Raw genomic sequence first — 14,130 nt, 5'->3', positions numbered from 1 at the left:
CAAAGGCCCGGCATCGCCGGGCCTCGCGTGCCAGAAGCGCTCAATCGTGCTTTTCGATCACCGCGTAGAGCACGTTGTGGTTCTCGCCGAAGAACACCTGCACATCGACCTTGTTGCGATCGACGCTGGCGTTGACGACGTTCCACATGTCGGCTTCGGAGCGCAGCAGAAGCACCCAGTTCATGAAGGTTTCGCGGTAGCCGGCGTCCGGATTGCCCTCGGCATAGTTGGCGAACAGGAAGGTGCCGCCCGACTTCAGCATCTGCAGGCAGGTTTTGGTGAGCTTCACCGCCACCTTGTCCTGCAGATAGTCGTAGAGGCCCGACGCATAGATGAAGTCGAACTTGCCGAGCTTGTGGCCCCTGGTCAGCAAGGTGCGCACGGAGCCGTCGACCGTTTCCACCGCGGTGCCGGCGAAGTCGCGGGAGATGAGGCCGACGCTGAGCGGATCCTGGTCGAGCGCGACCCAGCGTTTCAGCCGCTTCTCGCGCAAGGCGGTGGACAGGTTCGCTTCGCGCAGATGGCCGGCGGCGACAGCCAGGACCTCGGTTTCAGGCCCACGCTTTTCGGCAATTGCGTCGACATAGCGGGCGAGCAGGTCGCGCCGCTCCCGCGCCGCCACGCAGGAGGGCACGTTCTGGGTATAGGCATAGAGCGCCTTGCCGATTTCGGAAGCGCCGGCGACGGCGTCGGCGACATGCGGATCGCAATAGATATAGTCCAGCAGCTCGGCGTCGCCGGAATAGCCGCGTGGCTTCTCGAACGACCAGCGTGTCAGCGGGTCTTCCAGGAAATAGTCGAGCACCGGGTGGTTCTGGATGATCGGCGCCAGCGCGTTCCAGGTGTCGTCATGAAGCTTCAGCCGCAGCGCTTCGAGACGCGCCATCAGCGGGCGGATGATTTCAGCCGGCCCCTTCTTCAGGGCGATCTGCTGCTGCGTGGTGAGCAGGATGAGCGCGAGCTCGGCACGCGCCGTTTCGAAGGCTTCGCTTCGGTCGTCGAGCCCTCTTCCCAGATTGGCCGCGATCGTTTCTTCCGTAATCAGACTCTTGCCGTCGAGGACAGTGGCCACCCGAAACCCCTATGGTTAACAACCCGTTAACAGCCCGGCACGTTCATAGCGCGAAGCCGTCCGCCTGCAAAGCCGCGCTGGGTCGCATTCTAACGTTATCGTTAACGCACCATTTACCGAGTTTGATTGCGCCAGAGCATTTCGTGCCGGATTCCGTGCGCGATTAACCCAACCTTGTTGCCTGACCCCGCATAGTCTGCGAGTCGCCGAGATCGCCCTCGCACGTTGGAGCTGTTCTGCGTTGAGGCCGGAAGCAACAAACGGGTTGCAAAAGCCCCTCCTGAGAGGTCTCTCGGCGATGAGCAATTATGCGATATCGGCAGTGGGTGAACTTGCGCCCGTGGAGCCGGCCATCCAGGCGGAGGCTCTGCCCGAGGCCGCCGAATTGCGGGCGCTCTTCCACAAGGAATCCCAGGCCGCACGCAGAACGGCAGCCCGCCCGGGGCTCTACATCGCCGTCGTCATCTACCTGCTGTTTGCCTTCTCGGACATTCTGCTGGTGCCGGATGTCGCGTTCTACACCATCGCGGCGCGCCTCGCGGTCGGCGTGACCGCGCTTCTCACCCTGGAAACCCTGCTGCGCTTCCACGCACCCACCAAGTGGCTGGACGTCACCTGCGCCGGCGCGATCATCCTTGGCTATATCGGCTGGCTGGTGCCGACGGCTGCAAGCGGCAATCAGGAAAGCGTTTCATACTATATGGTTTTCGGAACCATATTCATGATGAGCGCCAACCTGTTCTTCACATTCCAGTTCAGGTTTTCCGTCATCACATCAGCCATTATCCTTTCAATACTCTATGCGGTGAACTATTTCATACCATCGACATTGACCTACAAGCTGGTCTTTGGCGCCTTCTACATTTCGTGCTTCGTCTTCACATCCTACATCAACTGGAAACTGAACAGGGAGCGCTACAACGTCTTCCTGAATGCACTCGAGGCTCGAAACCAGCACAGGGAAGCCACGGAGAGAGGCAAGGCACTGCTGAAGCTGTCGCGGACCGACCCGCTGACCGGGCTGGAAAACCGCCGCGCCGTCGATGAGCGATTGCGGGACCTGTGGCATGGCTGGCAGCGTGATGGCAGCACCTTTGCGGTGCTGCTCATCGACGTCGACTTCTTCAAGCGGTTCAACGACTATTACGGCCACCAGAAGGGCGACCGCTGCCTGATGGAGGTTGCCGACAGCCTGCGCCACCTGGTGGTGGAGCGACGCAACGCTTCCATCGGCCGCTACGGCGGCGAAGAGTTCATCGTTCTGGCCCAACTGAAAAGACATGAAGACGTCCTCGATCTCGCAGAGGACATCCGCCGGGAAGTGGAAGCGCTGGCGATCACCCACAACGAGCGCCGGGATGGTTCCCAGATGGTGACGGTCTCGGTCGGCGCGGCATTCACGCGGGATGAGGCAGGAACCAAGCTCGAGAGGATCATCCAGGAGGCGGACCGGGCCCTGTATCTGGCCAAGGCCGACGGCCGCAACTGCGTGCATCTTTTCGACCCGAACGATCCGCAAACCAGCGACGAAAGCGAGAATATCGCGGCGCTTTTGAAGATCGCCATCGAGCGCAGGCTGGTTTCCCTCGTCTTCCAGCCCATCGCCAATGTGCGCTCCGGCAATGTGGAGGCGATGGAAGCGTTGATGCGCCTGACCATGCCGGACGAAACGGCGGTGCCGCCCAGCCTGTTCATCCCTGTGGCAGAACGGACGGGGACGATCCTGGAACTCGGCCGCTGGGCGATCAGGACAGCCTGCCGCGAACTGATGTCCAACGAGCACATCCGCACGATCAGCGTCAACGTTTCCCCTGTCCAGCTGAAGGCGCCGGGTTTCGCCGCCTCCGTGGCGGCCGCGCTCGGCGAGGCCGGCGTGACCGGCGATCGGCTCGCCCTGGAAATCACCGAGGGGCTGGAAATGGAGATGCATTCCGATGTGCTGCGCTGCATCAGCGACCTGAAGCTGCTCGGCATAAAGGTCTGGCTCGACGATTTCGGTACCGGCTTTGCGGGTCTCTCCTGGCTCAGGCTGATCGATTTCGACACGGTGAAGATCGACCGCTCCTTCCTGCACGACTGCGTGACGCCGCGCGGCCGCGCCATGTTCCAGGACATCGTCGGACTGCTCCGGAACCGGGGCCCCAAAATCCTGGTCGAAGGGGTGGAAAGCGAGGAGCAGATGGCACTGCTGCGCAGGCTCGACATCGACCACGCCCAGGGTTTCCACGTCGGCCGGCCGGCCCCGGCGGAAAGCGTTCGGACTTTGTTCGAGGCACCGAAGCGCCAGAGGCTGGCTTAGCGGGCGGGCTTTTTTGCTACGCTGCGCCCCTCGAAGCCGGGCTTGGACCGTTGCGGCCATCACCGGCGTTCCGGAATGGATCCCCGACACTCTGCGGTCGCTACGCTCCCTGCGAGGTCGAGGATGACGGAGTTTCTCTCCCTTGCGCAAATTTCGAACATCGGCGCCCCCACCAACCGAGAGCGTCGGCGTCGTAACCAACGCTGGAGATTGGCGAGGCCCTATCCACCCTCGTCATCCTCGACCTCGTGAGCGACAGCGGCGAGTGTCGGGGATCCATTCCGGAACCTTAGAGGCGTGACCGGAAACACCAGGGCGACTACGCCAGACCATAGACTTCGTGTATCGATGTCGGACCGCCCTTCCCGGAACACGCCTTCATGAAGCTTGCCCTCGCCGTCTTCGCCTTCATCCTGCCTGCCCCGGCGCTCGCCCAATGCGCCATCACCGAGCCCTTGCTTGCCCAAGCCTATCCGAATGCGCAGCAAAGCGAGAACGGCCTGCTGGTCAAAGGCGGTGATTTCGAGCGCTCGATCCAGCCCGACGACGTTGTCTGCAAGGCCTGGCCCTGGCGGCCGGAACTGATGCTGGCTGCCGTACCGCTGCTCGAGGCAAAACCAGCCGACGAGGGCTCGAACAAGGGCGATGTCGAAATCCTCGTCACCGACCGCGCCGGCAAGCCGCTGGCGCGGCGCCTCGAACCGGGCATGGCCTTCTCCGACGCGATCCGGTTCAGCGACATGGGCCTCGATACGGCCCGCTACGACGTCACCGAGGGCCTGCGCGCCTTCGGCCTGCGCACCACGCAATATGGCAGCTCGCGGGTGAACCCTTACAACGAGCAGGCGCTGTGGCTCTACACCTTCGACAAAGGCCGCATCGAACGCGTGCTGGACGGGCTGATCGTGGAGCGCGGCAATGGCGAGAACGACGGCAATTGCCAGGGTGAGATGACCACGGTGAAGCGCACCGTCACGCTCGGCCCGAAAACCAGCGCGCGCTACCGCGCTCTCGAAGTGGAGCAGACCGAAACCCTCGCCACCTCGAAACCCACGGCGGACGATTGCCAGACCGACGAGCGGCCGGGAAAGACGACACGGCTCGACCTGACCTACGACAAGGGTCGCTACCGGCTGCAAGGCAAGGTCGACGAGCTGTTCTCCACAATCGAGATCGGGGAACGATGAAGCGTGGCACGCGACGTGCGTGAAGCGTCCGATCGACACCGTCATCCCTCACTTGATAATCCGTTGTCCCAGCCTTTAATCTCCCGTCATTGATCGCTGCGGGAGCAAAGCGGATGACCAGTGCGTGCCATAGCTGTCCCTGAAGCGCTGAGCGACTTCGACACGAAATACCCTCACAACAGCACGGCGCGGATTTCGGTTGCCAATCTCGAAGACGTGCCGGAGCATTGGAACCTGCCCTTTCATCAGCACGAGCAGGGCCAGCTGATCTTCGTCACCAGCGGCATGGTCAGGCTCGAGACGCATGAAGGGGTCTGGATTGCTCCCTCGCAGAGCGGCATCTGGGTCCCAGGCAGCATCGTGCATCGGTTTCGCAGCATCGGCGACGCTACCGGGTTCGTCATCTTCATGCAGTCGGCGATCGCCCGAGGCATGCATTCGAGCTGCTTTGCCGTCGGCGTTTCGCCCTTCCTGAAGGCGCTTATCCAAAGGATGGCGCTGCTGCCGGACAGCTATGAGACAGGCGGACCGGAGGATCGTCTCTCCTGGGTGCTGATCGACGAGCTGCTCGCCGCCCCGCCCGGTTTCCTGGATCTGCCGCTACCGCTGGATCCACGCCTGCGTGCCTATTGCGATGCGCTGCTGGCCAAGCCGGACGACAAGAAGACATTGCCGGGCTGGGCGAAAAACATCGGCATGAGCGAGCGCAACATGGCACGCCTGTTCAAGGCCGAAACCGGGTTGAGCCTGGACAAGTGGCGCCGCCACGCCCATGTCGTGGCGGCGGCGACGCTGATGATGCAAGGCCGGCAGATCAAGGAGATCGCACAGGATCTCGGCTACGAAAGCCCCGCTTCCTTCGTGACCATGTTCAAGAAGGAGGTCGGCGTGACCCCCCGCCGTTTCGCGAGCCGGATTCTGGCGGGCTGAACTCCGTCAGGCCCAGCGTTCGTCCAGCACCCTTTTTTCGATCTGTTCGAACTTGCCGCTGTGGAACAGCAGCGGCTCGCCTGTTCCACTCCACAGGCGCGAGACGCGCCCGATATAGAGCGTGTGGTCGCCGGCGTCGTGGGCCTGCTCGAGGCTGCAGGCGACGTGGGCGATCGCGCCGATGACGAACGGAAAGCCGTTTTCGTCGACGTCGATCGCCGTCTCGCCATCGGCGACGGAGCGGCCGGCAAAATGCCAGGCGACGGCTTCCTGCGTGGAATGCAGCACCGAAACGCCGAAGGCGCAGCCGGGCCGGTCGAGATAGTTCCGCATCCTGGCGCGCTTGTCGATCGACACCAGGATCAGCGGCGGCTCCAGCGACACGGACATGAACGCGTTGGCAGTCATGGCGTGAACGCCATTTTCGTGCTGGATCGCGATCACCGTGACGCCGGTGCAGAAACGGCCGAGCGTCTTGCGCATCGCAGCAGGCGAAACATCAGTCATGATCACCACCCAGGATGGTGGCGCAGGCATCTCCTGCGCCACGTGAAGGATTTCACCGACGGCCAATCAGGCTGATGTCATCCGGGTTGACGAAGTCGGGCGTCGTCCACCCGTCCAGGTCATATTCGCCCATGCACTTCTCGACAAAGCCGCGCCAGTCGGCGGCAAGACCCGTGGCCTGCGCGTGCATGAGTGTCTGGATGCGCGTATCCTCGTGGTTGCCGGCATAGTTGCGCTCATAGAGTTCGTGGCGACCGCCAAACTCGCTTCCGATCGCATCCCACAGCAGCTTCATCAGCTTGATGCGATCGACCGCCTCGATGCCGTGCGAGCCGCGCAGATAGCGATCGAGATAAGGCCGGATCTCGCTGCTCTTCCAGTCGGCGGCGCTGGAGTTCACATAGATCAGGCCGCTGGCGACATTGTTCTCGATGATCTCCTTGATGCGCTGGTAGGCAATGGGCGCCAGAACGCGATAGGCCAGGCCCGCCTCGGTGTTGGGCTGCATGGTATCGCCTTCCCATACGGTCGGATTGGCGATCATGGCCTCGGTGAGCGACCAGAACAGATGGCGCCAGGCGATGATTTCGCCGATCTGGGCCTGCACGCCACGGAAATCCTTGACCCCGGTGGCTTCCACCGCCTTCAGCACCATGCCGGCAATGAAATCCAGCTTGACGGCCAGGCGGGTCATCCCATGCAGCGTGAAGCGCGGAATGAAGCCGGAGCGAACCAGGAAGGAACTGCTGCGTTCGATATCACCGTAAGCGAGGACGTTTTCCCACGGCACCAGCGCCTTGTCGAAGACGAGGATGGAATCGTTCTCGTCCAGCCGGCTGGACAGCGGATAGTCGAAAGGACTGCCGACCGCCGCCGCCTGGAATTCATAAGAGGCGCGCGAGATCAGTTTGACGCCGGGCGTGTCCATCGAGGAGATGAAGACCGCGCCATATTCCTTCTTGTTGATGACCATGCCGTAATGGGCGACGAAATTGTAGTGCGTCAACGCCGAGCCCGTTGCCACGACCTTCGCGCCCGAAACGACGATGCCCGCGTCGGTTTCCTTCTCGACATGCACGCAGACGTCGCCGGTGGCGTCTGTCGACAGGTGCCGGTCTATCGGCGGATGGGCAATGGCGTGGTTGAGATAAAGAACGCGGTTCTGCGCCTTCCTGTACCAGTCGCGCGCATTCTGCTGGTAAGGCGCATAGAACGCACTGTTGGCATCCATCGTCGCTAGCAGCGACGCCTTGTAGTCGGGCGTGCGGCCGAGCCAGCCATAGACCATGCGCTGCCAGGCGGCGATGGCGTCCCGGCTTTCGCGCAGATCCTGGGCCGTGCGCGGCGTCTTGAAGAACTTGTGGGTGAACGTGCCCCGGTCGTTGTCGACGGGGGTCGTCAACACGCCGCCGGTATCGTCGTGAAGCGCATCGTAAAGGCGTGCGATCGAGCGCGCGCTGTTCCTGAACGCGGGATGGGTCGTAACATCCTTGACCCGTTCGCCGTAGATATAGATCTCACGGCCATCCCGGAGACTTTCGAGATATTCGGCTCCGGTAAAGGGTTTTTCTTTCATCTTCTCCTCCAAGGTTCCCCTACTCGAAGCCGGCGCGGCTTCAAGTCTTGCGATGCGACCCCGTTGATTGCGCCATGCGAAGCGCAAGCCGCCCCTCCGCCGGCCGCTCCCACGGCTGCGCGCAACAGAAACATCAACGAGAAATCCACCCTCCAGACAGCGTAGGCGAGGCCGTCTCTGTCCGAAATTGGCGATCAGGACAAATTATTTGGCATTTCGGCCAAACTCGGCGGGTCTCGCGGTGCGTTGCCGGTTACCGGTCGCGCGGTTTGCCCTTCTGTCCCCGCGTGAGGCTTCGTGACGGGTTGATTAGTCGGACAAAATATGGTGGCTTCCCGGGCCATGAGAACAGCCTTGCTCACCGCGCTCGCCATCCTGGCGGCCAGTTCAACAGCCCATGCCCTCGACAGTCGCCTGAAAGCCGGATTGCTGAAGCTCGATCCGCAGACGCGGTTGGAACAACGCTGTGACGCGGAGGTGCTCGACCGGATCACGCATGACGACCCGCACTACAAGGCCGACCGGGTCGTGGCCTATGCGTTCGGCCAGCCGGAAATGACGGAAGATTCCATCAAGAGCAAGGTTGCTGCCTTCCGCAGCCGGGGCGAGTGGTACCGGCTGAAATTCAAATGCGAAACAGCGCCCGATCATATGGAGGTGCTGAACTTCGGCTACCGGATCGGAGACAAGATCCTCAAAGAGGAATGGTCCAAGTACTACCTCTACCCGTGACCGGTCCGACCTGCTTCCTTAGCGGCATTCCGGTCATTTTTGCAGAATCCGGCCGCCCCGCGGTCAGCTCCGCATCTCGGTCTATTCCGCCGGGCTGTCCAGCAAAGATACGACGCGCTGAAGCTCCTGCCACAGCTCCGCTTCGTCCTCGAGACCGATGCTGACGCGCAGCAGAAGGCTCTTTCCATACGGGCCGAAATGACGGTCGTTCTCCACCGACATCGGTGCGAGAAGGCTATGCGTGCCCCCCCAGGATGCCCCGATGGCAAACAGCGCGAGGCCCTGAAGCGATTCGTCGAGACGGGTTGCGGCCTGTGCGGGAAACGCCACGCTGAACACCCCGCTGGCTCCTTCGAAATCCCGTTTCCAGATTTCATGGCCCGCGGCGCCTGGAAGAGCGGGATGCAGCACCGTGTAGCCGGCCTGCGGATCGGACAGGCGCTCCGCAAACCCCTGGGCGACCGCGCCGACATGCCGGAGCCTTACGGCCATCGTTTCGATGCCACGCAGCGCCAGCGAACATTCATCCGGCGAAACGCCGATGCCCAGCGTCGACATCGTCTCCCTGAGCAAGGCGAAATGATCCTTGTCGCGGACGGTTATGGAACCCAGCAGCAGATCGGAATGCCCGCCGATATATTTGGTCAGCGCCTCGACCGCGAAGTCGACGCCGTGCAGCAGAGGCTTGAACAGGAGCGGCGTCGCCCAGGTGTTGTCGCAGCCGACAAGGATATTCCGGGCGTGGCAGGCCTGGACGATCGCCGCCACGTCCTGGACCTCCATCGTGGTGGAACCCGGCGATTCGATCCAGACCAACCTGGTCCGTGAATCGAGCAGGTCGTCGATCGGGCCGACCGGATCGTAGATGACATGGTCGATCCCGCGGGCGGCCAGATAGTTGCGGCACAGCGCGCGGGTCGGAGGGTAGACGGTATCGGGAATGAGCACGCGATCGCCGGGCTTCAGCACAGCCAGCATGATCATCGCGATGGCTGCCTGCCCGGATGGCACGATCACGGTATGGCTGCCCCGATGAAGGTCGCTGATCTGGCGTTCCAGAACCTTGGTCGTGGGCGTTCCGGAAAGGCCGTAGGTGTAGCCGTCGGGACCCCGGTCCTTCCGCGCCGCATAGGCGGCGGCGCTGTCGAATACGATCGTCGAGGCGCGATGCGTCGGCGTCGTCAGGCTGGCGTAACCTGCCATCGGAGCTTCGGGATGCTGAACGCAAATCGTATGATCATGCATGGAGGTGGTCTCTGGTCGCGAGAATATGTTTCTATAATCGAAACACTGTTACGATTATGAATAGCTAACGTGCGTGTCCCGCGCCTGTCAAGGGCGCCGACAGCTTTCCAGGGAACGGCCTGTTACTTCGAGGCGTAGCCGAGCTTGGCCGACAGGCGACCCGCAGCGTCCATCAGCAGGCGCGCCGCAGCCTCGACCGTCAGGTCGGGACAGAATTGCCGCACATAGGCTGCGCTCAACGAGGCGATGATCCGCCCGGAAACGCCGCGTACGGGTGCCCCCACGGAGGTCACGCCGGCGATATTCTCGTCGACGACCGTGGCGTAGCCATTGGCGCGGATGCTTTCCAGTTGGGCCAGCAATTGGCGCGGATCCGTGATGGTCGCTTCCGTGACCCGTGCCATCGGCCCCGGCCCCATGAGGGTCGCCGCCTGTTCGTCGGTGAGCGATGCGAGGAGGACCTTGCCCATCGCGGTGGTATGCAGATGGGTCACCTCTCCCGGCTCGTTGCGGATCGCCACCGGTCCCTTCCCCTGCACGGAGAGCAGGTAGACCGCGCGTGTTCCATGGAGCGTACCGAGATATCCGTTGAGCTGATGCTCTTCGGCAAGTTTTTCGAGCTCGGCATGGGCATAGGTGATCAGATTGTCCGTCCGTGCCAGCGACATGCCAAGGCTCAGCGCGCGGTAACCGATGCTGTAGCGCCGGGTCTCCTCGTCCTGCTTGACATAGTTGTGGTCCGCCAGGGTCTTGACGAGGCGCTGGACGATCGTCGGGCTGAGGGAAACCTGACGCGCGATCTCACGAATGCCGACCGGCCTGGGCGAATTGTCGAGGAGCTCGAGCACCGCCAGGCCGCGATCGAGAGATTGGCTTCCAGACATCGATTTGCTGTCCCGATTATAGAAACGCGGATTTATTCCGTTCATTTCGAGCCCCTGTCAAGCTGGCGGCCAGGGCCGCACAATTTGCATTGACCACTCCGACTCATTCAGTTAACGGTACAGTGAACCGATTATAGATACACATCAAGAACGCATCAATCGGGGAACAAGGAGGATCCATGCGTGTATTTGCATCCATCGGCAGGTTTGCGCTGACGGCGGGACTTGCTTTTTTCATGGCGCAGCAGGCGCCGGCCCAGGCCGACGAGAAACCGTCGGACACAATCGAAGCGGGCATCCTGATGACGGCGCCGCCGTTCTCCTACGTGAACAACGGCCAGCAGAAGGGCATCACCTACGATCTTCTCAACGCCATCGCCAAGGATCAGGGTTTCAAGATCCACCTGAACCCCATGGGTTTCGACGCCATGATCCCGGCCATGCAGGCCCATCAGATCGATGTCGCGGTGGCGGGTTTCTTCGTGACGGACGTGCGCAAGAAGATCATCGATTTCTCGGAGCCCTTCTTTACCGAAGGGAGCGCGCTGGCCGTGCCGATCGACAGCCCGATCAAAAGCTATGACGACCTCAAGGGCAAGACGATCGTGTCACAGCAGGGGTCGGCGGCGCTTTCCGTTCTGCAGGGCATCGCTCCCGAACGCGGTGTCGACGTGCGCGCCATGGCGGATGAGGCGAACCTTTTGATGGCCGTCCAATCGGGGAACGCCGACGGCATATTCTTCGATTCGGCCATCGTCGCCTATCGGATCTCGCTGGAGGGGGACAAGCCCACCCTGCGCATCGTCGGCGAGGTGCAGCACCCCACGGACATCGCCTTCGCCTTGCCGAAGGACAGCAAGTGGACGCCGATCCTGAATGCCGGGATCGAAAAGCTGAGAAAGTCCGGCGAACTGGAAAAGATCGTCAAGACCTACGTTGCCGAATGACTTTCCTTCGCACGCATCTGGCGACAGGTGCGTGCCTTTTCGGGCATGACCATGGAACCGATCCTCAATTATCTGCCGGCCCTGTTGCACGGAGCGTGGTTCACCATCTTCGTCACGTTCCTGGCCATGGTGCTCGGCTCTGTCCTGGGAGCGGTTCTGGCTCTCATGCAGATATCGAACAGCCGTGTCGCGAAAGCCATCGCGAGAAGCTACACCAGCCTGATCCGCGGCCTGCCGCTGCTCATCCAGATCCTCTACATCTACTTCGGCCTGCCGCTTCTGCTCGGCGTCAGGATCCCCGCGATCGTCGCGGGGACCATCGCTATGACCCTGTTCACCGGCGCCATGCTGTCGGAGATTTTCCGTGCCGGAATAGAGTCGGTCGACCGGGGGCAGACCGAGGCCGGCAGGTCGATCGGCTTCACCTACTGGAGCACGATGCGTCTCATCGTGTTCCCGCAGGCCGTGTGGCGGATGATCCCCGCGCTGGCGAACCAGTTCAGCATAACGCTCAAGGACACGTCCCTGCTTTCGGTCATCGGCGTCGCCGAGCTGACGATGTCCGGCCAGACGATCTACTCGATGAACTTCGACACGGTCCGGGTGCTGACGATGGTGGGCATCATCTACTTCCTCATCTTCCTCATCGTCGAACGCCTGTCGTTCGCGCTCGAGCGGAGGATTTCACGATGATCGAAGCCAAGGCGGTGACGAAGGAATTCGGGGCGCTCAGCGTGCTCAAAGGGGTGAACCTGAAGGTCGACAAGAAGGATGTTGTCTGCATCATCGGCCCTTCCGGTTCCGGCAAATCGACGTTCCTGCGCTGCCTCAACCGGCTGGAGGAGCCGACGGGCGGGGAAGTGCTGTTCGACGGCGTCGATATCCTCGACAGCAAGTATCCCGTCGACCGGCTCAGGCAACGGATGGGCATGGTGTTCCAGCACTTCAACCTGTTCCCGCATATGAGCGTGCTGGACAACATCACGCTCGGGCCGGTGCGGCTCAGAAAAATGAGCAGGGCCGCGGCCGAGGAGCTTGCGCACGGACTGCTGGCAAAGGTCGGACTTGCCGACAAGTCCCATGTCCGGCCGGATCGTCTTTCCGGCGGCCAGAAGCAGCGCGTTGCCATCGCGCGGGCACTGGCCATGGAACCGGAGGCGATGCTTTTCGACGAGCCGACCTCGGCGCTCGACCCGGAAATGGTCAAGGAGGTGCTCGAAGTCATCCGATCCCTGGTCAGGGAAGGCATGACGATGGCGATCGTCACCCACGAAATGAGTTTCGCCCGCGAAGTCGGCGACCGCATCGCTTTCATGGACGGCGGGGTGATCGCCGAGGAAAGCGCACCCGCGGACTTCTTCGCCAATCCGCGCTCGCCGCGAGCCAGGGAATTCCTGTCGAAGGTTCTCTAGCTCCGTTTCCCATCCCGCCCCAACCCAGAACGGCACATGCCGTCCAAAGCCCAGAAACGGCGCATGCCGTCCAAAGCAATGAGCAATGCAATGACCTTCATTCCGGTACCCGTGTCCCTTTCCGAACTGGCCGCGCAGCGCCTGAAGCGCACGCGCGAATGGCTCGCGCGCTCCAACGCCGATGTGCTGATCGTCAGCTCGCCGGAAAACGTCCTCTACGTCAGCGGCTATGAGAGCATGCCGGCAATGCTGAACAGGTCGCATCCGTTTGCCGTCATCCTGACAGCCGACCGTCTGATGCTGGTGGCGCCGTCAGCCGATTTCGCGCCTGCCATCGACAGTGGATTGTCGCCCGACGATGTGGTTCCTTTCGGCCGCTTCTTCTTCAGCGGCCAAACGCGCTCGTCGACCCTCGATGTCGCCCATGCCGGCTTCGACGCGGCTTTGAAGGACGCACTCGGCCGGTTGCGTGGCGCGAGGGCGCTGGTCGATTGGCATGCCATATCCGACAAGGCCAGAGCCGTCGTCGAGGCCTGGTCCGCAGGCGTCGAGGATGCGGGACAGTGGATGCTCGATCTCAGGGCGGAGAAGCTGCCGATGGAACACACGCTTCTCAAGCATGTCGCCAACATGACCGAGCGCGCGCTGGACGCCGGCATTGCCGCCGCCGCGGTCGGGGTGACCGACAAGGAGGTATCGAACGTCGTGGCGGCGGCCATGTCGGCTGCCGGGGGCTATCCCCGCAACGTTACCGTCGCCGGCGGCTCCGCAAGCGCGCTGGCCGACGTGCTGAGCGCGGAACGTCCGCTGGAAAAAGGCGATCTGCTGCGTTTCGACATCGGCTGCAGCTATTACGGCTACAAATCCGACATCGCGCGCACGGCGGTGATGGGCGAGCCGACCAAGCTGCAGCAGTCCCGCTACGATGCTCTTCTCGCAGGCCTGGAAACCGCCTTCGAGACGGCCAGGACCGGCGCCGTTGCCCGCGACGTGTTCGACGCAAGCGTCGAGACGGTCGAGAAGAAAGGCCTTTCGCCCTACAGGCGTCAGCATGTCGGCCATGCCATCGGCCTGTCGGTCTACGAATGGCCGGTCATCACGCCCGAGAGCACGGCCGTCCTGCGGGAGAACGCCACGTTCTGTCTCGAAACGCCCTATTACGAACCGGGCTGGGGTGGGATGATGGTGGAAGACACCGGCTTCATCACCCAGGAAGGCTTCAAGTCCTTCACCACGCTCGACAGGTCGCTGCGCGTGATCGGCGCATGACGGGTCACGCCTATCCTGGACGAAGAATGCGGCAAACCAACGTCTAACCCCTCTCACTCGGCCCCTACCG

The 14,130-nt window shown here is 62.3% G+C and carries 13 protein-coding genes; 8 read left to right on the top strand and 5 right to left on the bottom strand.

What is annotated here, in order from left to right; translation table 11 throughout:
* Positions 1 to 40: 40 nt before the first annotated feature.
* A complete protein-coding gene (locus AO692_RS17305; protein ID WP_054311296.1) occupies positions 41 to 1,072 on the bottom strand; it encodes a class I SAM-dependent methyltransferase in 1,032 nt (343 codons plus the stop codon).
* A gap of 298 nt (positions 1,073 to 1,370) precedes the next feature.
* Between AO692_RS17305 and AO692_RS17300 the strand changes: the two genes are divergently transcribed.
* The 3 genes from AO692_RS17300 (at position 1,371) to AO692_RS17290 (ending at position 5,488) form a co-directional block, all read left to right on the top strand.
* Positions 1,371 to 3,371 (top strand): EAL domain-containing protein, encoded by a 2,001-nt coding sequence (locus AO692_RS17300; RefSeq protein WP_054311295.1) that lies wholly within the window; start codon positions 1,371 to 1,373, stop codon positions 3,369 to 3,371.
* A 380-nt stretch (positions 3,372 to 3,751) separates the two neighbouring features.
* A complete protein-coding gene (locus AO692_RS17295) occupies positions 3,752 to 4,558 on the top strand; it encodes a hypothetical protein (RefSeq protein WP_054311294.1) in 807 nt (268 codons plus the stop codon).
* Between the two features lie 120 nt (positions 4,559 to 4,678).
* Positions 4,679 to 5,488 (top strand): helix-turn-helix transcriptional regulator, encoded by an 810-nt coding sequence (locus tag AO692_RS17290; protein WP_054311293.1) that lies wholly within the window; start codon positions 4,679 to 4,681, stop codon positions 5,486 to 5,488.
* A gap of 6 nt (positions 5,489 to 5,494) precedes the next feature.
* On the opposite strand, the gene AO692_RS17285 is transcribed toward AO692_RS17290, so the two are convergent.
* Positions 5,495 to 5,995 (bottom strand): flavin reductase family protein, encoded by a 501-nt coding sequence (locus AO692_RS17285; protein WP_200911748.1) that lies wholly within the window; start codon positions 5,993 to 5,995, stop codon positions 5,495 to 5,497.
* A gap of 52 nt (positions 5,996 to 6,047) precedes the next feature.
* A complete protein-coding gene (locus tag AO692_RS17280) occupies positions 6,048 to 7,571 on the bottom strand; it encodes a 4-hydroxyphenylacetate 3-hydroxylase N-terminal domain-containing protein (RefSeq protein ID WP_054311292.1) in 1,524 nt (507 codons plus the stop codon).
* 324 nt (positions 7,572 to 7,895) lie between these two features.
* Between AO692_RS17280 and AO692_RS17275 the strand changes: the two genes are divergently transcribed.
* On the top strand, positions 7,896 to 8,303 hold the full coding sequence (locus AO692_RS17275; protein ID WP_054311291.1) for a DUF930 domain-containing protein: 408 nt from the start codon (positions 7,896 to 7,898) through the stop codon (positions 8,301 to 8,303).
* Positions 8,304 to 8,384: 81 nt separating this feature from the next.
* On the opposite strand, the gene AO692_RS17270 is transcribed toward AO692_RS17275, so the two are convergent.
* Positions 8,385 to 9,548: an aminotransferase class I/II-fold pyridoxal phosphate-dependent enzyme gene (locus tag AO692_RS17270; protein WP_054311290.1), complete on the bottom strand. Its 1,164-nt coding sequence runs from the start codon at positions 9,546 to 9,548 to the stop codon at positions 8,385 to 8,387.
* 122 nt (positions 9,549 to 9,670) lie between these two features.
* The gene (locus AO692_RS17265) at positions 9,671 to 10,432 is read right to left on the bottom strand and encodes an IclR family transcriptional regulator (protein ID WP_054311289.1); all 762 of its coding nucleotides are present in this window, start codon (positions 10,430 to 10,432) and stop codon (positions 9,671 to 9,673) included.
* Positions 10,433 to 10,611: 179 nt separating this feature from the next.
* Between AO692_RS17265 and AO692_RS17260 the strand changes: the two genes are divergently transcribed.
* From AO692_RS17260 to AO692_RS17245, 4 genes are all read left to right on the top strand, one after another.
* The gene (locus tag AO692_RS17260) at positions 10,612 to 11,379 is read left to right on the top strand and encodes a transporter substrate-binding domain-containing protein (RefSeq protein WP_054311288.1); all 768 of its coding nucleotides are present in this window, start codon (positions 10,612 to 10,614) and stop codon (positions 11,377 to 11,379) included.
* Between the two features lie 45 nt (positions 11,380 to 11,424).
* Positions 11,425 to 12,072 carry an amino acid ABC transporter permease gene (locus AO692_RS17255; protein ID WP_152979869.1) on the top strand — a complete coding sequence of 216 codons (648 nt, stop codon included), beginning with the start codon at positions 11,425 to 11,427 and terminating at the stop codon, positions 12,070 to 12,072.
* Entirely contained in the window at positions 12,069 to 12,791 is a 723-nt protein-coding gene (locus tag AO692_RS17250) for an amino acid ABC transporter ATP-binding protein (RefSeq protein WP_054311286.1), read from the top strand. Before AO692_RS17255 ends, AO692_RS17250 begins: the two co-directional genes overlap by 4 nt.
* A gap of 63 nt (positions 12,792 to 12,854) precedes the next feature.
* On the top strand, positions 12,855 to 14,060 hold the full coding sequence (locus AO692_RS17245; protein ID WP_161808080.1) for a Xaa-Pro peptidase family protein: 1,206 nt from the start codon (positions 12,855 to 12,857) through the stop codon (positions 14,058 to 14,060).
* Positions 14,061 to 14,130: the final 70 nt, after the last annotated feature.

The sequence above is a fragment of the Mesorhizobium sp. 1M-11 genome (assembly GCF_001303895.1).
Taxonomy (GTDB): Bacteria; Pseudomonadota; Alphaproteobacteria; order Rhizobiales; family Rhizobiaceae; genus Mesorhizobium.
Note: the sequence above shows the minus strand (reverse complement) of the source record. Positions and strands in the feature narration are given on the sequence as shown.